The organism is Streptomyces sp. NPDC045701, from assembly GCF_056432045.1.
In genome coordinates, this window is sequence record NZ_JBWKJV010000006.1 from 74,058 (window position 1) to 95,114 (window position 21,057).

Annotated in this window: 22 protein-coding genes and 2 pseudogenes; 9 read left to right on the plus strand and 15 right to left on the minus strand. The window is 74.5% G+C overall.

All coding sequences use genetic code 11. From position 1 onward, the window contains the following. Nucleotides 1-42 precede the first annotated feature (42 nt). On the minus strand, nucleotides 43-1,461 hold the full coding sequence (gene pdxR / locus AC07DW_RS09705) for a MocR-like pyridoxine biosynthesis transcription factor PdxR (RefSeq protein WP_478857092.1): 1,419 nt from the start codon (nucleotides 1,459-1,461) through the stop codon (nucleotides 43-45). A 135-nt stretch (nucleotides 1,462-1,596) separates the two neighbouring features. Here pdxR and AC07DW_RS09710 point away from each other — a divergent pair, with 135 nt between their 5' ends. The 3 genes from AC07DW_RS09710 (at nucleotide 1,597) to AC07DW_RS09720 (ending at nucleotide 4,687) form a co-directional block, all read left to right on the plus strand. Then, nucleotides 1,597-2,688: a DMT family transporter gene (locus AC07DW_RS09710; protein ID WP_478857093.1), complete on the plus strand. Its 1,092-nt coding sequence runs from the start codon at nucleotides 1,597-1,599 to the stop codon at nucleotides 2,686-2,688. A gap of 106 nt (nucleotides 2,689-2,794) precedes the next feature. Further along, a complete protein-coding gene (locus AC07DW_RS09715) occupies nucleotides 2,795-3,694 on the plus strand; it encodes an RNA polymerase sigma-70 factor (RefSeq protein ID WP_478857266.1) in 900 nt (299 codons plus the stop codon). A 246-nt stretch (nucleotides 3,695-3,940) separates the two neighbouring features. Continuing rightward, the gene (locus AC07DW_RS09720) at nucleotides 3,941-4,687 is read left to right on the plus strand and encodes a GntR family transcriptional regulator (protein ID WP_478857094.1); all 747 of its coding nucleotides are present in this window, start codon (nucleotides 3,941-3,943) and stop codon (nucleotides 4,685-4,687) included. Between the two features lie 30 nt (nucleotides 4,688-4,717). On the opposite strand, the gene AC07DW_RS09725 is transcribed toward AC07DW_RS09720, so the two are convergent. Then, complete coding sequence (locus AC07DW_RS09725) at nucleotides 4,718-5,875, minus strand: ROK family transcriptional regulator (protein WP_478857095.1); 1,158 nt, start codon at nucleotides 5,873-5,875, stop codon at nucleotides 4,718-4,720. A 165-nt stretch (nucleotides 5,876-6,040) separates the two neighbouring features. Here AC07DW_RS09725 and AC07DW_RS09730 point away from each other — a divergent pair, with 165 nt between their 5' ends. Next, nucleotides 6,041-6,478 (plus strand): hypothetical protein, encoded by a 438-nt coding sequence (locus tag AC07DW_RS09730; protein WP_478857096.1) that lies wholly within the window; start codon nucleotides 6,041-6,043, stop codon nucleotides 6,476-6,478. Between the two features lie 124 nt (nucleotides 6,479-6,602). Here AC07DW_RS09730 and mug read toward each other — a convergent pair whose 3' ends face one another. The 3 genes from mug to AC07DW_RS09745 all read right to left on the minus strand — a co-directional run bounded on the left by mug (nucleotide 6,603) and on the right by AC07DW_RS09745 (nucleotide 9,497). Next, nucleotides 6,603-7,148, minus strand: a complete 546-nt coding sequence (gene mug, locus AC07DW_RS09735; protein WP_478857097.1) for a G/U mismatch-specific DNA glycosylase — start codon at nucleotides 7,146-7,148, stop codon at nucleotides 6,603-6,605. Between the two features lie 19 nt (nucleotides 7,149-7,167). Beyond that, nucleotides 7,168-8,610: an adenylosuccinate lyase gene (gene purB, locus AC07DW_RS09740; RefSeq protein WP_478857098.1), complete on the minus strand. Its 1,443-nt coding sequence runs from the start codon at nucleotides 8,608-8,610 to the stop codon at nucleotides 7,168-7,170. A 95-nt stretch (nucleotides 8,611-8,705) separates the two neighbouring features. Then, entirely contained in the window at nucleotides 8,706-9,497 is a 792-nt protein-coding gene (locus tag AC07DW_RS09745) for an SGNH/GDSL hydrolase family protein (protein WP_478857099.1), read from the minus strand. Nucleotides 9,498-9,814: 317 nt separating this feature from the next. On the opposite strand from AC07DW_RS09745, the gene AC07DW_RS09750 reads away from it, so the two are divergent. Continuing rightward, entirely contained in the window at nucleotides 9,815-10,186 is a 372-nt protein-coding gene (locus AC07DW_RS09750; protein ID WP_478857100.1) for a maleylpyruvate isomerase N-terminal domain-containing protein, read from the plus strand. On the opposite strand, the gene AC07DW_RS09755 is transcribed toward AC07DW_RS09750, so the two are convergent. The 3 genes and pseudogenes from AC07DW_RS09755 to AC07DW_RS09765 all read right to left on the minus strand — a co-directional run. After that, nucleotides 10,137-11,153 carry a hemolysin family protein gene (locus AC07DW_RS09755; RefSeq protein ID WP_478857101.1) on the minus strand — a complete coding sequence of 339 codons (1,017 nt, stop codon included), beginning with the start codon at nucleotides 11,151-11,153 and terminating at the stop codon, nucleotides 10,137-10,139. The genes AC07DW_RS09750 and AC07DW_RS09755 overlap by 50 nt on opposite strands. Next, a complete protein-coding gene (locus AC07DW_RS09760; protein WP_478857102.1) occupies nucleotides 11,150-12,577 on the minus strand; it encodes a hemolysin family protein in 1,428 nt (475 codons plus the stop codon). Before AC07DW_RS09760 ends, AC07DW_RS09755 begins: the two co-directional genes overlap by 4 nt. 176 nt (nucleotides 12,578-12,753) lie before the next feature. Further along, nucleotides 12,754-12,860 (minus strand): annotated as a pseudogene (locus AC07DW_RS09765) (GNAT family N-acetyltransferase); the annotation flags it as partial. A gap of 108 nt (nucleotides 12,861-12,968) precedes the next feature. On the opposite strand from AC07DW_RS09765, the gene AC07DW_RS09770 reads away from it, so the two are divergent. Next, a complete protein-coding gene (locus AC07DW_RS09770; protein WP_478857103.1) occupies nucleotides 12,969-13,205 on the plus strand; it encodes an antitoxin in 237 nt (78 codons plus the stop codon). Nucleotides 13,206-13,236: 31 nt separating this feature from the next. Further along, nucleotides 13,237-13,608 carry a fic family toxin-antitoxin system, toxin component gene (locus AC07DW_RS09775; protein WP_478857104.1) on the plus strand — a complete coding sequence of 124 codons (372 nt, stop codon included), beginning with the start codon at nucleotides 13,237-13,239 and terminating at the stop codon, nucleotides 13,606-13,608. Between the two features lie 134 nt (nucleotides 13,609-13,742). Here the strand turns inward: AC07DW_RS09775 and AC07DW_RS09780 are convergent, their stop codons facing one another. The 6 genes from AC07DW_RS09780 to bioB all read right to left on the minus strand — a co-directional run bounded on the left by AC07DW_RS09780 (nucleotide 13,743) and on the right by bioB (nucleotide 18,819). Continuing rightward, on the minus strand, nucleotides 13,743-14,522 hold the full coding sequence (locus AC07DW_RS09780) for an SDR family NAD(P)-dependent oxidoreductase (protein WP_478857105.1): 780 nt from the start codon (nucleotides 14,520-14,522) through the stop codon (nucleotides 13,743-13,745). Between the two features lie 49 nt (nucleotides 14,523-14,571). Further along, nucleotides 14,572-15,216 (minus strand): class I SAM-dependent methyltransferase, encoded by a 645-nt coding sequence (locus AC07DW_RS09785; RefSeq protein WP_478857106.1) that lies wholly within the window; start codon nucleotides 15,214-15,216, stop codon nucleotides 14,572-14,574. 83 nt (nucleotides 15,217-15,299) lie between these two features. Continuing rightward, nucleotides 15,300-15,644 carry a VOC family protein gene (locus tag AC07DW_RS09790; RefSeq protein WP_478857107.1) on the minus strand — a complete coding sequence of 115 codons (345 nt, stop codon included), beginning with the start codon at nucleotides 15,642-15,644 and terminating at the stop codon, nucleotides 15,300-15,302. 2 nt (nucleotides 15,645-15,646) lie between these two features. After that, nucleotides 15,647-16,366 (minus strand): dethiobiotin synthase, encoded by a 720-nt coding sequence (bioD, locus tag AC07DW_RS09795; RefSeq protein WP_478857108.1) that lies wholly within the window; start codon nucleotides 16,364-16,366, stop codon nucleotides 15,647-15,649. Between the two features lies 1 nt (nucleotide 16,367). Beyond that, on the minus strand, nucleotides 16,368-17,657 hold the full coding sequence (locus tag AC07DW_RS09800) for an adenosylmethionine--8-amino-7-oxononanoate transaminase (RefSeq protein WP_478857109.1): 1,290 nt from the start codon (nucleotides 17,655-17,657) through the stop codon (nucleotides 16,368-16,370). Next, nucleotides 17,650-18,819 carry a biotin synthase BioB gene (gene bioB, locus AC07DW_RS09805; RefSeq protein ID WP_478857110.1) on the minus strand — a complete coding sequence of 390 codons (1,170 nt, stop codon included), beginning with the start codon at nucleotides 18,817-18,819 and terminating at the stop codon, nucleotides 17,650-17,652. Before bioB ends, AC07DW_RS09800 begins: the two co-directional genes overlap by 8 nt. A gap of 143 nt (nucleotides 18,820-18,962) precedes the next feature. On the opposite strand from bioB, the gene AC07DW_RS09810 reads away from it, so the two are divergent. Then, complete coding sequence (locus tag AC07DW_RS09810; protein WP_478857111.1) at nucleotides 18,963-20,150, plus strand: 8-amino-7-oxononanoate synthase; 1,188 nt, start codon at nucleotides 18,963-18,965, stop codon at nucleotides 20,148-20,150. Nucleotides 20,151-20,186: 36 nt separating this feature from the next. Here AC07DW_RS09810 and AC07DW_RS09815 read toward each other — a convergent pair. Next, nucleotides 20,187-20,315: pseudogene (locus AC07DW_RS09815) on the minus strand (helix-turn-helix domain-containing protein); the annotation flags it as partial. A gap of 271 nt (nucleotides 20,316-20,586) precedes the next feature. On the opposite strand from AC07DW_RS09815, the gene AC07DW_RS09820 reads away from it, so the two are divergent. Beyond that, a complete protein-coding gene (locus AC07DW_RS09820; RefSeq protein WP_478857112.1) occupies nucleotides 20,587-21,018 on the plus strand; it encodes an ATP-binding protein in 432 nt (143 codons plus the stop codon). Nucleotides 21,019-21,057: the final 39 nt, after the last annotated feature.

Genomic DNA, 21,057 nt, shown 5'->3' on the forward strand with positions numbered 1-21,057 from the left:
CGCCCGGGCGCCCGCCCTCCGTTCCCGGCCGGGCGGCCGGACTCAGTTCCGCTGGGCGAGCGCCATCAGCCGTACGCCCCGCGCGATCTCGGCCGGCGCCAGGTGGGCGTAGCCGAGCACCAGCCGGACGTCCGCGTCGTCGGGCCGCGCCGACCCGTACTCGCTGAGCGGCCGCAGCGCCACGCCCGCCCGGGCGGCCCGCGCCAGGAACACCGCCTCCGGCGCGCCCGGCGCACAACGTCCCGGCACGCGCGCGATGACGTGGAGACCGGCCGCGATGCCGCTCACCTCCGTACCGGGAAGGTGCTCCGCCAGAGCGGCGATGAGCGCGTCCCGCCGCTCCCGGTAGGCGCGCCGGCAGCGACGCAGGTGGCGGTCGTAGCCCCCGCTCGTGACGAAGTGGGCGAGCACGGCCTGGTCGAGCGACGGATTGCCCAGGTCCATGGTGCGCTTGCGCTCGACGACCTCGTCGGCGAGCGCGTCGGGGACCAGCATCCAGCCCAGCCGCAGCCCGGGCGCCAGGGACTTGCTGACCGAGCCGGTGTACACGACGCGCTCGGGGTCGAGGCCCTGGAGCGCGCCCACCGGAGCGCGGTCGTAGCGGAAGTCGCCGTCGTAGTCGTCCTCGATGAGGTAGCCGTCCACCGCGCGCGCCCAGTCGAGGAGACCGGCGCGGCGCCGGGCGGAGTAGCCGATCCCCGAGGGGAACTGGTGGGCGGGGGTGGTGACCACGGCCCGCAGCCCGGACGCGGCCAGCGGCGCCGGGGCGAGCCCCTCCGCGTCCAGCGGCAGGGGCACGGTGCGCAGCCCCGCCGAGGCGAAGAGCGCGGTGGGTTCCGGGCTGCCCGGGTCCTCGACGCCCAGGGCCCGCAGACCCCGGGCGCGGAGCACGAAGCCGAGCAGCGTCATCGCCTGCGACACGCCCGAGCACACCACCACCCGCTCCGGGTCGGCCACCACCCCGCGCCGTCGGGCCAGCAGCGCGGCCAGCGCCGTCCGCAGCTCCGGCAGCCCGCGCGGGTCGGGGTACCCCAGCGCCCGGTGCGGCAGCCGGGACAGGGCGGCCTTCTGCGCGGCCCCCCAGGCGGTACGGGGGAACAGCGACAGGTCCGGTGTGCCGGGACGGAAGTCGACCAGGGCGCCCGCCGTCCCCGGGGCCAGGTCCCGCGCGACGGGCACGGCCCGCCGCACCGCGTCGCCCACCCAGGTGCCGGCGCCCCGGTCGCTGCGGAGGTAGCCCTCGGCCGTCAACTGCTCGTACGCCTCGGTCACGAGCCCCCGGGAGACCCCGAGGTCGGCCGCCAGCTCCCGGCTCGACGGCAGCCGTGTCCCGGCCGCGAGCCGCCCTGACCTGACCGCGTCGCGCAGCGCCGACTGGAGCATCCGGCCCCGCCGCCTGGGCGGCGCCGCGACCGCCGGCACCAGCAGCTCCCAGGCGCCCCCGCCCCACTCGTCCGTCATGCTCCCGACCTTAAGGCGCCTGACGGACGGGCGTCCCCGGACCCGTCCCGGAGCCCCCGCCCCGCGAAGTGGTCCCCGAACCCGGGGGGAAAGTGGCCCTCAACGGGACCACCGCCCCCGCCTAGCGTCGACTCCATGAACCCCAACCGGATCCGCGGCATGTCGCTCGCGGCCTTCGCCTGTGTCCTCGTCGGAGCGTCCTTCACCGCCAACAGCGTGCTCGGCGACTATCCGTACGCGGGAGGGCAGGCGATCCGCTACGGCCTGGCCCTCCTCCTGCTGCTGCCACTCGTGGGACGGGGCGCGGCCACCGCCGTACGGGCGCTGACGCCCCGCCAGTGGGGGCGGGTCGCGGTGCTCGCCGCAGTGGGGATGGTCGGGTTCAACCTGGCGGTCCTCGCCGCCGAGCGCACCGCGGAACCCGCCATCCCCGGCGTGTTCGTCGGCTGCGCGCCCGTGGTGGTCGCCGTGCTGGTGCCCGCAATCGACGGTCGGCGGCCCACCCGGCCGGTGCTGTACGGGGCGCTCCTCGTCGCCGCCGGGGCGTTCACCGTGCAGGGCTGGGGGCGTACCGACCTGGCGGGGATCGCCTGGTCGGTGGGGGCCCTGGTGGGCGAGGTCGGCTTCGCCGTCCTGGCCGTCCCGGTCCTGAAGCCGCTCGGCCCCAAGCTGCTGTCGGCCACCGTGTGCTGCGTCGCCGCGCTCGAGTCGGCCGTCGCGGGGCTGCTGATGGACGGCACCGCCATGATGCGCGTACCGACCGGGCAGGAGACGGTCGCGCTGCTGTGGCAGGCGGCGGTCGTCACGGTCGTCGGGTTCGTCTGCTGGTACATGGGCGTCCAGCGGATCGGGGCCGAGCGCGCGACCCTGTTCTCCGGGCTCATCCCGGTGTCCGCGGCGATGACCGCGCCCCTCGTCGCCACCGGGTCCTACGGACTCGCCCAGGGCGTCGGCAGCGCACTGGTCGGCGCGGGCGTCGCGCTCGGCTCGGGCGTCCTCGGGCGGCGCACCCCCACCCCCTCGACGGCTCCGCTCCACGAGAACGACCCGCTCCGCGCGGACCTCCCGCCGGTGCGGCGGCAGCCGGTCGCCGACGCCCCGCGCGAGGGCGACGACCGGCCCGGGGACGGTGTACGCGCGCGGGACCTCACGGCCGGCGACCGGCGTCCCGCGCGGGCCGGTGGCCCCGCGCGGACCGAACGCCCCGGAGGCCGGCACGTGGGATGACCACCGGACGCCGCGTCACCGCCGACGGCCCCCGGGCGAAAGCGAGTCGGGGGGCGGGCCGCCCGGGTCGCGGCGCGTGGCGCATGATGGGGCGGTGGCAACGGACATGGGGACAGCACCCGGCACGGACGCCGACGACACCGCCGGGCTCTTCGAGGCGCACCGGCCCGTCCTGACCGGGGTGGCCTACCGGATGCTCGGCCGCGTCGCCGACGCCGAGGACGTGGTGCAGGAGGCGTGGCTGCGCTGGTCCGCCGCCGAGCGCTCGGACATCCGCGAGCCCCGCGCCTACCTCGTGCGCGTCACCACCCGGCTCGCCATCGACCGGCTCCGCCAGGCGCAGGCCCGCCGCGAGGCGTACATCGGCCCCTGGCTCCCCGAGCCGGTCGTCACCGACTTCGGCCCGACTGTCCCCGACACCGCCGAGCGCGCGGTGCTCGCCGACTCCGTGTCGCTCGCCGTCCTGGTCGTCCTGGAGACCCTCTCCCCGCTGGAGCGGGCGGTGTTCGTGCTGCGCGAGGCCTTCGGCTTCCCGTACGGGGAGATCGCGGCCACCCTCGACCGGTCGGAGGCCGCCGTACGGCAACTCGCGGGCCGGGCCCGCCGCCATGTGGACGAGGGCAGGCCCCGCTACGCCGTCGACCCGGCGGAGCGTCGTGACCTGACCGAACGCTTCCTCGCCGCGGCGGCCGGCGGCGACCTGGAGGGGCTGCTGGCGCTGCTCGCCCCCGACGTACGGCTCATCAGCGACAGCGGCGGCAAGGCCAAGGCACCGCTGCGCGTCATGGAGACCGCCGACAAGATCGGCCGGTTCATGTGCGCCGTCGCCGCAGGGACCACCGCGGGCGCCGCGTTCCGCACCGTCGAGGTCAACGGCGCTCCCGCCGTGCTCGTCCTGGCCGGCGGGGACCCCGAGACGCTGCTTCAGGTCGATGTCGCGGACGGCCGGATCCAGCGCATCTACATCGTGCGGAATCCGGACAAACTCTCTTCTCTCCGGCCCTGACCCGCGCAAGAGAACATCGCCGGGCCCCGCGTCCCTCCGGACGCGGGGCCCCTCTCATGCGCCCGTGGCCTGCGCGAACAGCCTGTGAACGCTCCGCGACAGGGGTCGACTCCGCAGCGTGACCGGCCGACGATTGGTCTTGACCAAGGGTGTGTGCCGTCCTATGGTCGCAGGGGTTAGTGCAGGAACCTTTAATAAACAAGGCACGGAAAGCCGCCGGGAGTCCGGCGATTGCGGAGGATCAGGGTGGGGACCACGCAGCTGGAATCGGTGCCGGAGCCCAAGTACTGGCACCTGAAGACCGTGATCGGCGAAGCACTGGACACGGATTTCTCCGTGGGGGAGATCCTGCCCAACGAGCGTGAACTGGCCGCCCGTTTCGGCGTCGCCCGCGCCACGCTCCGTCAGGCGCTGGAGCAGCTGGAGCTGGAGGGCCGCCTCCAGCGCCGCCGAGGTGTCGGCACCACCGTCGCACCGCCCCGCGTGGGCGTGGACGTCTCCACCACGCAGGCGCAGTGGCCCGGCGCCGGCGAGGAGACCTGGCAGCCCGTCGACTGCGCGCTGGCCGCCCCGCCCGCCGCGGTGGCCCGCCTCCTCGACCTCGACCGGGGCGCCGACGAGCCGGTGCACACCGTGCGGCGGCTGCGCGTGACGCATGGTCAGGCCGTCGCCGCCGAGCAGCTGTACGTCCCCGCCCGCTCGGTGCCGGACCTCACCGCCATCGACGCCCCGTCGGGACCGGCCCGCGCCCGCGGCGTACTGCGCGAACTGCAGCGGCTCACCCTGGAGGGCCAGGACCGCGCCGTGGAGCTCGGCTCCGCCCGCGCGGACGACGCCAGGGAGCTCGACCGGCTGCCCGGCGCGCCCGTCCTTGTCGTCACCACCCGGTACCTGACGGACGGCCGCACCGCCGCCGTCTCCGTCGCCACCTACCGGGCCGACACCTGCCGCCTGACCTTCGGGGACGCCGGCGACTTCGGCATCGCCTCCTGACCCGCCCCCCGGCCGTGCCCGGCCCGTCGTTCAGCGGCGGGCCGTCACCGTACCCTCGACCGCGAACAGCTGCTCCTCCACGTGGTCGAGCGCCAGCCGCAGCGCACCCGTCGCCACCGCCGCCTCGCCCAGCAGCGACAGCGCCACCCGGGGCGGGCGCAGACAGAACCGCGCCAGCTCGTCCCGCAACGGCTGGAGCACCCCGTCCAGCCCCGCCGCCCAGCCGCCGACCACCACCAGCTCGGGATCGAGCGCCAGCACCAGTGCCGCCACGTCGTGCACCAGCCGCTGGATGAAACGGTCCACCGCCGCCCGGGCCCGCGCGTCCCCCTTCCGGGCCAGCGCGAACACCTCCGCCACCGCCTGCTCGTCCAGCGGGTGCAGGGGCTCGTCCGTGGTCGACAGCAGTGTCTCCGGCGTCGCGCCCTGCCCCAGCAGGTGCAGCGCGCCGATCTCCCCGGCCGCCCCGCCGAACCCCCGGTGCAGCCGCCCGCCGATCAGCGAACCGGCCCCGGGACTCAGCCCGGCGAGCACGAAGACGATGTCGTCCGAATCGGTCGCCGCGCCCTTCCACTGCTCGGCCACCGCCGCCGCGTTGGCGTCGTTCTCGACCAGCACCGGGCACCTGAACGACCGCCGCAGCCGCTCGCCCAGCGCCAGCCCCGTCCAGCCGGGCAGCGCCGTGCCGAGCCGTACGGTCCCGTCCGCCTCCACGATCCCGGGCGTCCCGACGCCCACCGCCCGCAGGCTGCCGCGCGCGACTCCGGTGCGCCGCAGCACGTCCGCCACCACGGCCCGTACCCGCTCCAGCCGCTCGTCCGCCGACGCCGTCTCCTGCACCGCCCGGGAACCGGCGCCGATGATCCGCCCGTCCAGCCCCGACATCAGGGCCGCCACCCGGTGCGGACCGATCTCGATGCCCAGCAGATGGCCCGCCTCCGCGCGGAACCGGAACCGCCGCGCCGGCCGCCCCTGCCGCCTGGCCTCGCCCTCCTCGGGCGCCGCCTCGACCACCAGACCCGTACCGATAAGCCCCTCGACCACCCCTTCGACGGTCGGCCGGGACAGCCCGGTGATCCGGGTGAGGTCGGTGAGCGTGCGCGCGTCGGCGCCCCGCAGCGCATGGAGTACCACCGCGGAATTGATCCGTCGCAACAGCGACGGGTCCCCGCCGGTCAGCCGGCTCACCGTGTGTCCTCCCAGCTAGAACGCATGTCTGCCGGATGGTACTCAATGACCCGGCCGGGTTGTCACACCCCTCGCCCGGGGCCGGCGCCGGCGACCCCGGGGACGGGCCCCTCGCGGGCACCTGACGGAACGCCAATTGTCAGTGGCGGGGGCTTTACTGGAGCCATGACCACCGCACGGCATCTGGCGACGATCGATCAGCTGCGCTCCCGCCCCTTCCCGCGGGAGTCCGGCGGAACGGGCACGGGCCACAGCGGGATCGGTTACCACCTCGTCGAACTCACCACGAGCGAGGACTTCTGGGCGGACGACGGTACGCGACGCGAGAGCGTCGAGGACCAGTACGAGGCGGAGCGGGACGCCCTCGCGGTGCTGCTCACGGCCCGCTGGGGGGAACCGCAGGTGTTCAGCCTGTGGTCGGTGCTCGACCGGCGCTGGTCCGGCGAGGAGATACCCGAGCCGTGGGACGCGCTCAGCCGGTCCGTGCCGGACGTCCACCTCTGGCGGGCGGACGGGCACTGGATAGTCCTGGGCGTCTCCCAGTGGGACAAGGAGCTGCCCTTCCAGCTGGTCGCCGCCGTCACGGAGATCGACCCGCCCTGAGCGGCCGGCCCGCCGCCGGAGCCCGCGCCGTGACGGGCGCACCGCCGGGACCCGGTACGGCGGGACCGCCGGCGCGACGGGCGGGCCCGGCATCGTGACCGAGCCGCCGCACGGCGACCGTCCGCTACCCGCGCTCCTCCCGCGCCGCCTCCCGCAGCCGGGCGAACTCCTCCGCCATGGTCTCCAGCGTCCAGTGCGCGTTCAGCCCGCTGGGGTTGGGCAGCGCCCAGATCCGGGTGTCGCCGATCGTCCGTTCCTGCGGCCCGATCCGCGCCTTGGGGTCCTGAAAGGCCGTCCGGTACGCGGTGATCCCCGCCACCGCCAGCCAGCGCGGGCGCAGCCGCTCCACCTTGAGCGCCAGCAGCCGGCCGCCCTCGCGGAACTCCTCGTCACTCAGCTCGTCGGCCCGCGCGCTCGCCCGCGCGACGACGTTGGTGATGCCGAGCCCGTACGTCAGGAGCTCCTCCTGCTCGGACGGACGCAATTGCCGCGGGGTGAAACCGGAGCGGTGCAGCACCGGCCAGAAGCGGTTGCCGGGCCGGGCGAAGTGGTGCCCCGTCGCGGCGGACATCAGGCCGGGGTTGATGCCGCAGAACAGTACGGACAGGCCGCCCGCGATCACATCGGGGACGATGCGGTCGCGGGCGGCCCGGAGTTCCTGAGGTGTCATACGGGTCGTGTGCCCCGGGTCAGAGGATCGCACCCGGCGCGTAGGCGGCGGCCTCCGGGTGCTGCTTGGCGATCTCCTCGATCCGGGCGACCACCGCACCGACCTGGTCGGCGGCGGCACCCGTGAACGACAGCTTGTCCGCCATCGCCGCGTCGAGCTGCGCCCGGTCCAGCGGCAGCCGCTCGTCGGCGGCGAGCTTGTCGAGGAGCTCGTTGCGCTCGGCACCCCGCTCCCGCATGGCCAGCGCCGACGCGACCGCGTTCTCCTTGATGGCCTCGTGCGCCACCTCGCGGCCCACCCCGGCACGCACCGACGCCATCAGCACCTTCGTGGTGGCGAGGAACGGCAGGTAGCGGTCGAGCTCCCGGGCGACGACCGCCGGGAAGGCACCGAACTCGTCCAGCACCGTGAGGAACGTCTCCAGCAGCCCGTCCAGCGCGAAGAACGCGTCGGGCAGCGCCACGCGCCGGACCACCGAGCACGACACGTCGCCCTCGTTCCACTGGTCGCCCGCCAGCTCGCCGGTCATCGACGCGTAGCCGCGCAGAATGACCATCAGGCCGTTGACGCGCTCGCAGGAGCGGGTGTTCATCTTGTGCGGCATCGCGGAGGAGCCGACCTGGCCGGGCTTGAAGCCCTCGGTGACCAGTTCGTGCCCGGCCATCAGCCGGATCGTCTTCGCCAGCGACGAGGGCGCCGCCGCCAGCTGGACCAGCGCGGTGACGACCTCGTAGTCGAGGGAGCGCGGGTAGACCTGGCCGACCGAGGTGAAGGCGTGGGCGAAGCCCAGGTGGCCGGCGATCCGCTGCTCCAGCTCCGCCAGCTTCGCGGCGTCGCCGCCCAGCAGGTCCAGCATGTCCTGCGCGGTGCCGACCGGGCCCTTGATGCCGCGCAGCGGGTAGCGGCCCAGCAGCTCCTCCAGCCGCGCGTACGCCACCAGCAGCTCGTCCGCCGCGGTCGCGAAACGCTTGCCGAGCGTCGTGGCCTGGGCGGCGACGTTGTGCGAGCGCCCCGCCATGACCAGCTCGCCGTACTCGCCCGCCAGCTTGCCCAGCCGGGCCAGCACGGCCACCGTGCGGTCGCGCATCAGCTCCAGCGACAGCCGGATCTGCAGCTGCTCGACGTTCTCGGTGAGGTCGCGCGAGGTCATGCCCTTGTGGACCTGCTCGTGGCCCGCCAGCGCGTTGAACTCCTCGATCCGCGCCTTCACGTCATGGCGGGTGACCTTCTCGCGCTCCGCGATCGACGCCAGGTCGACCTGGTCGAGGACCCGCTCGTAGTCGGCGAGCGCGCCCTCCGGCACCTCGATCCCGAGGTCCCGCTGGGCACGCAGCACCGCGAGCCACAGTTGGCGCTCCAGCTTCACCTTCTGCTCGGGGGACCACAGGACGGCAAGCTCCGCGGAGGCGTAGCGGCCGGCCAGGACGTTGGGGATGCGAGGCTTCGCAGACACAGCAGTCACATGACCGGATTCTACTGGCGGTTTGTGCAGGTCGGCGCCGCGGCCCGGATTGTGGCTTGCTACGAAGGCGCCTCCGCCGGCTCGCGCCCGCGCCGCTACGGCAGCGAGACCTCGTCGTCGAGGAGGTACGGCAGCAGTTCGGGCCGCTTGGCCGGCCGTCCGTCGCCGGAGGACCGGCCGGTCAGCCGCCGCCCTATCCAGGGGCCCAGGTGCTGCCGGGCGAACCGGACGTCGCCGATCCGCCGGGCCAGCCAGGCGGTCGGCACCGTCGGCGGCAGCGGCGCCCGCCAGTCCTCCTCCGCGTCCAGGCCCAGGGCCTGCCACACGGCCTCGGCCACCCGCCGGTGGCCCTCCGCCGTCAGATGCAGCCGGTCCAGGTCCCACAGCCGGGGGTCGCCCATGACCTCGGCGCCGTACAGGTCGACGACGAGGGCGCCGTGCCGGGCCGCCAGGTCCTCGATGTACGCGAAGAGCTCCTCCATGCGGGGGCGGAAGCGCTCCATGACCGGGCCGTTGCGGCCGGGGCTGCGCATCAGCACCAGCTGCCCGCAGGAGGGGGCCAGCCGCTCCACGGCCTCCTCCAGCAGGCCGCGCACCCGGCCCATGTCGCACTTCGGGCGCAGGGTGTCGTTCAGCCCGCCGACCAGGGTGACGACGTCCGCCTTCATGGCCGCCGCCAGGTCCACCTGCTCGTCGACGATCTGGCCGATCAGCTTGCCGCGCACGGCGAGGTTGGCGTACCGGAAACCGGGCGCACGCGCGGCGAGGCGGGCCGCCAGCAGGTCGGCCCAGCCGCGGTAGGAACCGTCGGGCAGGAGGTCGGACATGCCCTCGGTGAAGCTGTCGCCGACCGCGACAAAACTGTTGTAGGTGGCATTCATCTCCATGGCGGAGCGATCGTATCGCGTAGGGCCGGCGGGTCCGCAGGGGACCGGAGGGGGAGGGCGAACACCGAGGAGCGAGGCACTGAACGGGCGCCGGCCGAGGCGCCCGCCCCTCTGCCGACCGCCATCGACACGTGCGCCGACGACGCGCCCGGCCCCGACGCCGCCGTGCGGTGGACGGGGCACACGGCGTACCCGCTGGACCGTCTCGCCCCCACCGACCGGCGCCGCCTGGACGCGCTCTTCCGGCAGGCGGCGCGCTGCGCGAGCCGGACGGACCGTGGCGGGAGGCGCTTCCGCGCGTCCCGTCCGGGCTCGGTATGGACGAGGGGCACCAGCGGTACCGCGACGCCGTCGAGGACCATGCCCGGCGCTTCGCGGAGGCGCTGCGCGGCGCCGACCCCGCGACCCCGGTCCCCACCTGCCCCGGCTGGACCGTCGCCGCCATCGAAGGCACCGCCGGTGAACCGCTGCTTCTCGCCCACGGGCGGTACGGCGCGGGCGACCGGCGGTTCACCGTCTCCGGGGACCGCGGAGTCGTCACCGCCTGGACCTCCGCGACCGCCTTCCAGGGAGCCTCCGGAAAGTGTCGGCGTCCGCCCGAAGCGCGTCGCGGGCCAGGCGAGACTTCACGGACACCACCTAGCCGGCCGGGCGGCCCACCAGCTCCCGCAGGACGTCCTCCATGGTGACGAGACCGGCCAGCCTGCCGTCGTCGTCCAGCACGGCCGCCAGGTGCGTGCGGCTGCGCCGCATCGCGGTCAGGACGTCGTCCAGCGGTGTGGCCGCCCGGACCCGGGCGATCGGGCGCATCGCCGACACCGGGAAGGGCAGGTCGCGCGGTGTCGCGTCCAGGGCGTCCTTGACGTGCAGGTAGCCCAGGATCCGCTGGGTGGAGTCGACCACCGGGAAGCGGGAGAACCCGGACTCGGCGGCCAGCGCCTCCAGTTCCGCGGGCGTGGTGCCGACCCGGGCGTACAGCACCCGCTCCACCGGCATCACCACGTCGCGGACCGGACGGCGCCCCAGCTCCAGGGCGTCGTGCAGCCGCTCGGCCGCCCGGCCGTCCAGCAGGCCGGCGTCACCGGCGTCGGTGACCATCCGCGCCAGCTCGTCGTCCGAGAAGGTGGCCGACACCTCGTCCCGCGTCTCCACCCGCATCAGCTTCAGCAGGGCGTTGGCGAACGCGTTGATCGTGAAGATCACCGGCTTCAGCGCCCGCGCCAGCGCCACCAGCGGCGGGCCGAGCAGCAGCGCCGTGCGCGTCGGTTCGGCCAGGGCGATGTTCTTCGGCACCATCTCGCCCAGCAGCATGTGCAGGTACGTGGCCAGCGACAGCGCGATCACGAACGAGATCGGGTGCACCAGCCCGTGCGGCATGCCGACCGTGTCGAACACCGGCTCCAGCAGATGGGCGATGGCGGGCTCGGCGACCACGCCCAGCACCAGGGTGGACAGCGTGATGCCGAGCTGCGCCGCCGCGAGCAGCGCCGAGACGTGCTCCAAGCCCCAGATGACGCTGAGCGCCCGCCGGTTCCCGGCCTCCGCCTCGGGCTCGATCTGACTGCGGCGCACGGAGATCATGGCGAACTCCGCGCCGACGAAGAAGGCGTTGACCACCAGCGTCAGCAGGCCGATCAGCAACTGGATCGCGGTCATCGGCCGGCCTCCCCGCCCTGGTGCGCGCCGCTCCGGCGCGTCCCGCCCTCGCGGGTCCGGCGTCCGCCGGCGCCGCTCGCATGCCCGTCTCCGTCTCCGTCGCGGTCCGCGTCCGGGCCGCCCGCCGGGGCGTGCAGCATCACCCGCGCGGCGCGGCGTCCGGAGGCGTCGACCACGTCGAGCAGCCAGCCGTCCACGGCGACGCTGTCGCCGACGGCCGGGATGCGGCCCAGCTCGGTCGCGACGAGCCCGGCGAGGGTCTCGTACGGGCCGTCCGGCACACGCAGCCCGATCGTCTCCAGCTGGTCGGTCCGGGCGGCGCCGTCCGCGGACCACAGGGCCCGCCCGTCGGCGTCCTCGCCGGCCTTGGCCAAATCCGGCGTCTCGTGCGGGTCGTGCTCGTCGCGGACCTCGCCGACCACTTCCTCGACGATGTCCTCCAGCGTCACGACCCCGGCCGTGCCGCCGTACTCGTCTATGACGACGGCCATCGTCGTCTTGCCGGACAGCCGGTCCAGCAGCCGGTCCACGGTCAGCGACTCCGGTACGAGCAGCGGCTCGCGGAGGATCTCCGCGACCGGCTTGCGGTGCCGCTGCCCGGCCGGAACCGTCAGGACGTCCTTGATGTGCGCGATGCCGATGACCGAGTCCAGGCTGTTGCGGTAGACGGGGAAGCGGGACAGGCCGGTCGCGCGGGTCGCGTTCGCGACGTCCTCGGCGGTGGCCTGCGCCTCCAGGGCGGTGACCTGGACGCGCGGCGTCATGACGTTCTCCGCGGTCAGCTCCGCCAGGTTCAGCGTGCGGACGAACAGCTCGGCGGTGTCCGGCTCCAGGGCGCCCGCCCGCGCCGAGTGGCGGGCCAGTGCCACCAGCTCCTGCGGGCTGCGCGCCGAGGCCAGCTCCTCGGCCGGCTCCATGCCGAGCCGGCGCACGATCCGGTTGGCCGTGTTGTTGAGGTGGCCGATCAGCGGCCTGAACGCGGCGGTGAAGATCCGCTGCGGCGTGGCGACGACCTTGGCGACCCCGAGCGGCGAGGAGATGGCCCAGTTCTTCGGGACGAGTTCGCCGACGACCATCAGGACGACCGTCGACAGCGCCGTGCCGAGGACCAGCGCGACCGAGGACGCGACGGACGACGACAGGCCGACGGCCTGGAGCGGGCCGCGGATGAGCTTGGCGATGGACGGCTCGGACAGCATGCCGACGACCAGGTTGGTGACGGTGATGCCGAGCTGGGCGCCGGAGAGCTGGAAGGTGAGGGACCGGACGGCCTTGAGCGCGCCGGCCGCCCCGCGCTCACCCCGCTCGACGGCCCGTTCGAGTTCAGAGCGCTCGACGGTCGTCAGCGAGAACTCGGCCGCGACGAACGCGCCGCACGCGAGCGAGAGCAACAGCGCCACCAGGAGCAGGAGCACTTCGGTCATCGGTTCACCTCCGTTCCATGATCGGCCACGGAGGGGACGGACGCGCGATCTCGGCTACGGCTACTACTGGGAGGCTCGCCCATGGGCGGACGCTCACACCTTCCGATCGGGGGGTATCTGGCCCATCCATGGTAAAGGATCAGCAAAGCGGTCACGTGGTGGGCGGATCGAGGGGGCCTGACCCACCGGCTCCACTCGGGCTGGGCGGAGTAGCCCGCCGCCCGCCAGGTGTGGTGCGCGAGCTCGCCGCGATCCAGGACCTGGCGTCGGCGCGCCGCCCGCCGCGCCGTAATCCCGGCCGACCAGCCGTTCCGCGCCGTCCCGGTCGTCGCTGATGGACGACCCCGCCGGGGTCTTGCTGGTGCTAGCACTGCCGCGCTAGCGTGGTGGGGTGGCGAAGACCCAGCTGAACGTACGCGTGGACGAGGTCACCGCCGAGGCCGCCCGCCGCCGGGCGCGACAGCGGGGCGTCAGCGTGAACCGGTACATCGAGGAGCTCGTCCAGCAGGACGCGGGCGAGGCGGGCCGCGCCTTCGTGGAGGCCGCGGCCGACTTCATGAAGCGGTACGAGTCCGTCTTCGCCGAGGAGTTCGGCGCCCCGGACCGCGGTGCGCCCGGCGAGCGATGACCCACACGACGAAGGCGGGCGCACCGCTCGGATGAACCTCTCGATCGACCTCGCCTGGCTCCTCATGGTCGCCGAGCAGCAGACCCCGGGAGACCCGCGCGTCACGGACTGGGGCGCGCTGGTGGCCGCCGTGAGCCGGCACGAGGCGGAGATCTTCGGCGTCCCCGTCTACGGCGACCCGCACGCCCGGGCCGCCGCGCTGCTCCAACTACTGCTGCACGTGCCCGCGCTGGAGCACTCCAACGCCATGTACGCCTCCGCCGTCGCGTATGGCTACCTCGTCGCCTCCGGACTGGACGTCGCCACGTCCCCCGAGCGGGTCAGGGACCTCGCCCGGCTCGTCAAGTCGGGCGAGGCGGACGTCCGGGCCATCGCCGCCGAGCTGCGCCGCTGGAGCCGCTGACCCCACCCGCCACCGGCCGCCGCGTCCCTGCCCGGTGCGAGGGAGCCGGGAGCGGCGCCGCCTGCTCCTCCGGCACCGGCCGCCGCCTCAAGGCGATCGGCCGGTGCCGGAACGCCCACACCCACCGCGCACCGTCAGTGCACGGACAACCCGCCGTCGACGAACAGCGCCTGCCCGGTGACGTACGCCGAGGCGGCGCTCGCCAGGAACACCGCCGCGCCCGCGAAGTCGTCCGCCAGCCCGTTGCGCCCGACCATCGTCCGCGCGGCCAGCGCCGCGACCGTCTCCGGATCCTTCTGGAGCCGGGCGTTGAGAGGGGTCAGCACGAAGCCGGGCACCAGCGTGTTGGCCGTGACACCGTGGGGCGACCAGGCCTCCGCCTGGGAACGGGCCAGCGACTCCAGGCCGCCCTTCGACACCCCGTACACCCCGCTCCGGACGAATGCCCGGTGCGCCTGCTGCGAGGTGACGTGGATGATCCGCCCGAAACCCCGCTCGGCCATGCCCGGCCCGAAACGCTCACCCAGCAGGAAGGGGGCCTCCAGGTTGACCGCCATCGTGGCGTCCCAGACGTCCTCGCCCACCTCGCCCATCGGCGGCCGGAGGTTGATCCCGGCGCTGTTCACGAGGATGTCGGGCTCGCCGTACACCCCGGCCGCCTCCTCCGCCGCCGCCCGCACCCCGGCACGGGTGGAGAGGTCGCCGCTCACCCACGCGGCCCGGCAGCCGTCCGCCAGCAACTCCTCGACCGTGGCCGCCAGCTCCGCCTCCCGCCGGGCGACGATCACCACGCTCGCCCCGGCCCGGGCGAGCGCGCCCGCGACGGCCCGGCCGATGCCGGAGCTGCCGCCCGTCACCAGGGCGACGCGGCCGTCCAGCGAGAACAGGTGCGAAAGATAGGGGTGCGCGTTCATGACCGCACACTAGTGCGCCCGGCCCACCCGGCCCGAGCCCGGGGGACGCTCAGTCCGGTCGCCGCGCCACGCCGATCACGCAGGGCGAGGCCGGTGTCGCGGGGCCGCTCTCCGGAATCCTCATCCGGCGGTACGTGACGATCTCGAACCCCGCCGCCGCGATCGCGGCCAGCGGGTCGCGGGCCGTGTGACAGCCCCCGAACAGCTGCGGCCACACCGTGCGGTCGAGCGTCCGCTGCACCGTCGCCAGGGCGCGCCCCTCGCCCACCCCGTGCTCGAAGAACCGCAGCTCACCGCCCGGCCGCAGCACCCGCCGCAGCTCCGCCAGCGCCCGCGGCAGGTCCCGCACCGTGCACAGCACCAGCGACGCGACCGCCGCGTCGAAGCCCTCGCTCCTCACCGGCAGCGCCTCCGCCACCCCCGGCACCACGTCCACCGGCACCTCGGCGCGCGACCCCGCGGTCGCGGCCAGCTGCCGCAGCAGCCGCTCCGGTTCGACCGCGACGACCTCCGACACGGTGCCCGGGTAGTGCGCGAAGTTCAGCCCGTTGCCCGCGCCGACCTCGATGACCCGGCCGGAGAGCCCGGCCAGCAGCTCGCGCCGGTGCGCGGCGACCCCGCCCCTCGCGTCCATGGCCACGCTCATACGGGCGTAGCACCGGGCGAACAGCGGATGGTGGACGGTGTCCCGCATCGCGGACCTCCGGGGAGAGGGGGTCGAAGGGGAGCAGCCCCGGGGGAGTGGAGCCAGGGCCGGACACCGACAGTGTCCCCCCGTCAGCCCGCCACGAAGCAGAACTCGTTGCCCTCCGGGTCGCGCAGCACCTGGAAGTCGCCCTGTTCGTCCGTCACGACGCCCCCGACCCGCTCCGCGCCGAGCCGGACCGCCTCGTCGGTGGCGTCCGCCACGGCGCCGGCCGCCAGATCCAGATGGAGCCGGTTCTTCGCGGCCTTGCCCTCCGGGACGCGCTGGAAGGCCACCCGTACGAAACCGGGGGGCTCCACGTACGACCAGTCGGCACTCCGGTCCACCGGCTCGCCGCCCAGCAGCGCGGCCCAGAAACGCACCAGCGCCGCCGGGTGGGCGCAGTCGAACACGATTTCGCTGACGACAGCACGCACGATCAGCAGCCCACGGCGGCGGCGAACGCCGACGCGTCCCACGTGCCGCCGAGCGGCGGGGCGAGCCACCCCGCCGCGCGCTCCCGGAAGGCGTCCGGCGCCAGCGCCCCCGCGCCCCGGGGCACCGCGCCGAGCAGGGGCGCGCCCGCCACCTCGGGGAGGTCCGCGAGGTTGCAGCGCTCCGCGAGGCCCGGCTCGTCCGGCCAGTCGCCCACGACCACACCGGCCTGCACCAGCCCGCGCGCCCGCAGCGCCTCGGCGGTGAGCGTCACCATGTTGAGCGTGCCGAGCCCGGCGGGCGCCACCACCAGCACGGGGGCGTCCAGCAGTACGGCCGCGTCGGCGAGCGTGCCGCCCTCCTCGTCGTACCGCACGAGCAGCCCGCCCGCGCCCTCGACCAGCACCAGGTCGTGGTCCGCCGCCAGCTTGCGCGCGGCGTCCGCCACCTCGCCGGGGCCGACCGGCGCCATCCCGGCCCGCCGCGCGGCCGTGCCCGGCGCCAACGGCTCGGGGAACCGGGCCAGTTCGGCCGGGACGACCCCGTCCCCGGCGAGCCGCACCACCTCGTCGGCGTCGCCCCGCTCGCCCGGGCCGACCCCGGTCTGCGCGGGCTTCAGCACGGCCACCGACCGTCCCGCCGCCCGCGCCACCGCCGCCAGGGCCGCCGTGACGACCGTCTTGCCGATCTCCGTGCCCGTGCCGCTGACCACCAGTACCGACATCTCAACCCTCCCGCGCCGCCGCGACCACCCCGCGGCAGATCCGTGCCACATCGTCATCACCGGTGACGTACGGCGGCATGACGTACACCAGGTCCCTGAACGGCCGCAGCCACACACCCTCGCGGACCGCCGCCGCCGTCGCGGCGGCCATGTCCACCGGACGGTCGAGCTGTACGACGCCGATGGCGCCGAGCACCCGCACGTCGCGGATCCCCGGCAGCGCGGAAGCCGGCGCCAGCCCGTCGCGCAGCCCCGCCTCGATCCGCTTGACCTCCCGAGCCCAGTCCTGGCCGAGGAGCAGGTCGAGCGAGGCGCACGCCACGGCGGTGGCGAGCGGGTTGCCCATGAACGTCGGCCCGTGCGCCAGCACCGGCACCTCGCCCCGCGAGATGCCGTCCGCCACCCGCGGGGTGCACAGCGTGGCAGCGAGCGACAGGTATCCGCCGGTCAGGGCCTTGCCCAGACACATCACGTCGGGTGCCACCCCCGCGTGCTCCGCCGCGAACAGCGTGCCCGTCCGCCCGAAGCCCGTGGCGATCTCGTCGAACACGAGCAGGACGTCGTGCTCGTCGCACGCCTCCCGCAGCACCCGCAGGTACGCCGGGTCGTGGAACCGCATGCCGCCCGCGCCCTGCACCACCGGCTCGACGATCACCGCGGCCAGCTCGTCCGCGTGCCGCCCGACCGCCGTCCGCAGCTCCTCGGCGTACGACTCCTCGTACGCGGCCGGCGGCGGCCCCGCGAACAGCTGCCGGGGCAGCGCCCCGGACCACAGCTCGTGCATACCGCCCTTGGGGTCGCACACCGACATGGGCTGCCAGGTGTCGCCGTGGTAGCCGCCGCGCCAGGTCATCAGCCGCCGCTTGGCGGGGCGGCCGACGGACCGCCAGTACTGCAGGCACATCTTGATGGCCACCTCGACGGCCACCGAGCCCGAGTCGCTGAGGAAGACGTGCCGCAGCGGCTCCGGCGTGATCTCCACCAGCCGGGTGGCCAGGCGCACGGCGGGCTCGTGGGTGAGACCGCCGAACATCACATGGCTCATCCGGTCCAGCTGGCGGCGCGCCGCCTCGTTGAGCACCGGGTGGTTGTAGCCGTGGACGGCCGACCACCACGACGACATGCCGTCGACCAGCTCGTCCCGTCCCTGCGCGGGTGCGGCGAGCCGCAGCCGCACCCCGGAGGCGGACTCCACGACGAGCGGGTCCGTACGGCCCGGCATGGGGCCGTACGGGTGCCAGACGTGTGCCCGGTCCAGGGCGATCAGCTCGGCCGCGTCGACCTCACGCATTGGGCGCGAGGTCGGTTCCGGCGCCCCGGCGCCGCACGGCGACCAGGTCGGTACGCGCCTGGTCGGCCCTCTCCGGCGCCGCGGCGGGCGCGGGCTCCTCCGTACCGCACACCGAGCCGGAGCCGCAGCCGCCGCCGGTGTCGCAGGAGGCGGCGTCCGCGCGGTGCCCAGGCAGCGTGGTGGTGTCCGTGCCCTCCACCTCGAAGCCGGCGTCCGCGATCATCTCCAGGTCCGCCTTGCCGGCCTGGCCCTCGCTGGTGAGGTAGTCGCCCAGGAAGATCGAGTTGGCCAGGTGCAGGGCCAGCGGCTGGAGCGTGCGCAGGTGCACCTCGCGCCCGCCCGCCAGCCGGACCTCCACGTCCGGGCAGACGAACCGGACCATCGCCAGGATGCGCAGCGCCCGCTGCGGGGTGAGGTTCCACTCCTTGGCCAGCGGCGTGCCCTCGAAGGGGATCAGGAAGTTCACCGGCACCGAGTCCGGGTCCAGCTCACGCAGCGCGAAGACCACGTCGACCAGGTCCTCGTCGCTCTCGCCCATGCCCGCGATCAGCCCGGAGCAGGCGGACAGACCGGCCGCGTGCGCCTTCTGCACCGTGTCGACCCGGTCCGCGTAGGTGTGCGTGGTCGTGATGTCCCCGTACGTCCCTTCGGACGTGTTGAGGTTGTGGTTGTACGCGTCGGCCCCCGCCGACCGCAGCCGCTCCGCCTGGCCGTCCGAGAGCAGACCGAGGCAGGCACAGACCTCGACGCCCTCGTTCTCCTCCTTGATGGCCTCGATGGTCTTGGACACCCGGTCGACGTCCCGGTCCGTGGGCCCGCGGCCGCTGGCCACCAGGCAGACCCGCTTGGCACCGCCCGCGACGCCGGCCGCCGCCGCCTTCGACGCCTCCTCCGGCTTCAGCCAGGTGTACTTGAGGATCTCCGCCTTGGAACCGAGCCGCTGCGAGCAGTACGAACAGTCCTCGGGACACAGACCGGACTTGAGGTTGACCAGGTAGTTGAGCTTCACCCGCCGCCCGAACCACTGACGGCGTACCTTCCCGGCCGCGGCCACCACATCCAGCAGCTCGTCGTCCGAGGTCGCCAGCACGGCGAGCGCTTCTTCGCGGGTCGGCAGCTCGCGCCGAAGCCCCTTGTCCACCAGCGTGTTCAGCAGGTCCATGACGCTGATCCTGGCCTACGGCACGGCCCGGGGCCAAGGAGGAACTCCACAGGAGAGCCGGTTTCGAGTGTGTGTATAACCACACTCCGGTACCGCCCCACCACTATTAGGGTCTGTTCGCTGTCTACAAAAGGGAACCGGACATGCCCCAGGCTCCGCTCGACCGGCCGATCGCCCCGCCCGTCGGCTCGCCCTTCGACTGGATCGACACCGAGGCGCGCCGCCGCGCGGACGCCGGTCTCGTCCGCACGCTCCGCCCGCGGCCGCCCGTGCCGGACCTGCTGGACCTGGCGAGCAACGACTACCTCGGCCTCACCCACCACCCGGACATCACCGCGGCGGCGGCCGGCGCGGCCCGCCGGTGGGGCGCGGGCGCCACCGGTTCGCGGCTGGTGACCGGCACCACCGAGCTGCACACCGAGCTGGAGCGCGAACTGGCCGCGTTCTGCGGTTTCGAGGCGGCGCTGGTGTTCTCCTCCGGGTACGCGGCCAACCTCGCCGCCCTGACCGCGCTGGGCTCGCGCGGCTCGCTGATCGTCTCGGACGCCGGCAACCACGCCTCGATCGTGGACGGCTGCCGGCTCTCGCGCGCCGAGACTGCCGTCGTCCCGCACGCCGACCCGGACGCCGTCGCCAAGACGTTCGAGGCCCACCCCGGGCGGCGGGCACTCGCCGTCACGGACTCGGTCTTCTCCGTCGACGGGGACGCGGCGCCGCTGGCCGGGCTCGCGGCGGCGTGCCGGGCGCACGGCGCGGCGCTGGTGGTCGACGACGCGCACGGCCTCGGCGTACTGGGGGAGGGCGGGCGGGGCGCGCTGCACGCGGCGGGGCTCGCGGGCGACCCGGACGTGGTCGCCACGCTCACCCTCTCCAAGTCGCTGGGCAGTCAGGGCGGGGCGGTGCTCGGCCCCGCCCGGGTGATCGACCACCTGGTCAACGCCGCCCGGACGTTCATCTTCGACACGGGCCTCGCCCCGGCCGCCGCGGGCGCGGCGCTGGCGAGCCTGCGCCTGCTGCGCGGCGAGCCGGGGCTGGCCGGCCGGGCGCGCGCGGTGGCGGCCACCCTGCACGCGCGGCTGACCGGGGCGGGCCTGACCGCCGTGCGGCCGGACGCCGCCGTCGTCTCCGTGCGGGCCCCCTCGCCGGAGCAGGCGGTGAAGTGGGCGGCCGACTGCCGGGCCGGGGGCCTCGCGGTGGGGTGCTTCCGGCCGCCGTCGGTGCCGGACGGCATCTCGCGCCTGCGGCTCACCGCGCGGGCCGACCTGACCGAACGTCAGGTGGACGAGGCGGTCGCCACCATCCTCCGTACCGCGCCGGCCCCGGTCAGCTGACCTCTCCCGAGGAACCGGCCTCCTTCACAGAGGTGACGAAGGAGGCACCCCGCTCGCACCCGTCTCGATCCGGCTCACCTTCGACTGGTGCCACCCCACCAGCCGCGCGGCGTCGCGGCTGGTGAGGCCCGCGGCCAGGCGCAGCCCGCGCAACTCCTCGCCCAGCTTGAGCCGACGCTCCGCCGGGCCGTGCCGCGTGCCTCGCGTGCCCGCATCCTGCCCCCGTGAAGCCGACCCCTCAGTTTGCCGCCCACATCCGGTCTCGCGTAGCAGAGGTCACCGCTTCGAGCGACAGATATATGCAGATCTTGGTGGATCGCCCCCATCGGGGGTGACATAAGTGGCAGTCTGGCGCGAAGCGCAATCCGAGGCCGTCCTCACAGAGCATCCGGTACGTGTCGGAGTCCGGCCCCGGTGGGAAAGGGACGGCGTCGTCATGGCAGACCATCAGGAAGCATCCGTCACCCTGCCGAGCGATCCCGTCTCGGTGTCCGCCGCCAGAAGATACGTGGCGGACGTCCTCACGGAGTGGGGCCTGCCCGACGGCGCGGACACGGCGGACACGGTCCGGCTGATCGTCTCGGAGCTCGCCACCAACGCCGTCCAGCACACCTTCGGCAAGTCGCCGACATTCACCGTGGACGTCCGGCTGGAGCGCGACGAGCGGCTGCGCATCGGCGTCACCGACAGCCACCCGCGCTGGCCGCAGCGGCTTCCCGCGGCCGTCCAGCAGGACAACGGCCGCGGCATGGTCATCATCCGCTGGCTCGCGGCGGAGTGCGGCGGTCGCCTCTCGGTCACCCCGACCCCGGAGGGCGGCAAGACCGTCTGGATCGCCCTCCCGTGGACCGCCCCGGTCCAGTCCTGACCTCGGCCGGAGTCCCGGCCCCGTCCCGCCCTCCCGGCG

Bases quoted from the DNA above. Each gene is read 5' to 3' on its own strand.
- pdxR (WP_478857092.1), bottom strand. From the start codon at position 1,461: ATGACGGACGAGTGGGGCGGGGGCGCCTGGGAGCTGCTGGTGCCGGCG.
- AC07DW_RS09710 (WP_478857093.1), top strand. From the start codon at position 1,597: ATGAACCCCAACCGGATCCGCGGCATGTCGCTCGCGGCCTTCGCCTGT.
- AC07DW_RS09715 (WP_478857266.1), top strand. From the start codon at position 2,795: ATGGGGACAGCACCCGGCACGGACGCCGACGACACCGCCGGGCTCTTC.
- AC07DW_RS09730 (WP_478857096.1), top strand. From the start codon at position 6,041: ATGACCACCGCACGGCATCTGGCGACGATCGATCAGCTGCGCTCCCGC.
- mug (WP_478857097.1), bottom strand. From the start codon at position 7,148: ATGACACCTCAGGAACTCCGGGCCGCCCGCGACCGCATCGTCCCCGAT.
- AC07DW_RS09745 (WP_478857099.1), bottom strand. From the start codon at position 9,497: ATGGAGATGAATGCCACCTACAACAGTTTTGTCGCGGTCGGCGACAGC.
- AC07DW_RS09750 (WP_478857100.1), top strand. From the start codon at position 9,815: ATGGACGAGGGGCACCAGCGGTACCGCGACGCCGTCGAGGACCATGCC.
- AC07DW_RS09755 (WP_478857101.1), bottom strand. From the start codon at position 11,153: ATGACCGCGATCCAGTTGCTGATCGGCCTGCTGACGCTGGTGGTCAAC.
- AC07DW_RS09760 (WP_478857102.1), bottom strand. From the start codon at position 12,577: ATGACCGAAGTGCTCCTGCTCCTGGTGGCGCTGTTGCTCTCGCTCGCG.
- AC07DW_RS09775 (WP_478857104.1), top strand. From the start codon at position 13,237: ATGAACCTCTCGATCGACCTCGCCTGGCTCCTCATGGTCGCCGAGCAG.
- AC07DW_RS09780 (WP_478857105.1), bottom strand. From the start codon at position 14,522: ATGAACGCGCACCCCTATCTTTCGCACCTGTTCTCGCTGGACGGCCGC.
- AC07DW_RS09785 (WP_478857106.1), bottom strand. From the start codon at position 15,216: ATGCGGGACACCGTCCACCATCCGCTGTTCGCCCGGTGCTACGCCCGT.
- bioD (WP_478857108.1), bottom strand. From the start codon at position 16,366: ATGTCGGTACTGGTGGTCAGCGGCACGGGCACGGAGATCGGCAAGACG.
- AC07DW_RS09800 (WP_478857109.1), bottom strand. From the start codon at position 17,657: ATGCGTGAGGTCGACGCGGCCGAGCTGATCGCCCTGGACCGGGCACAC.
- bioB (WP_478857110.1), bottom strand. From the start codon at position 18,819: ATGGACCTGCTGAACACGCTGGTGGACAAGGGGCTTCGGCGCGAGCTG.
- AC07DW_RS09810 (WP_478857111.1), top strand. From the start codon at position 18,963: ATGCCCCAGGCTCCGCTCGACCGGCCGATCGCCCCGCCCGTCGGCTCG.
- AC07DW_RS09820 (WP_478857112.1), top strand. From the start codon at position 20,587: ATGGCAGACCATCAGGAAGCATCCGTCACCCTGCCGAGCGATCCCGTC.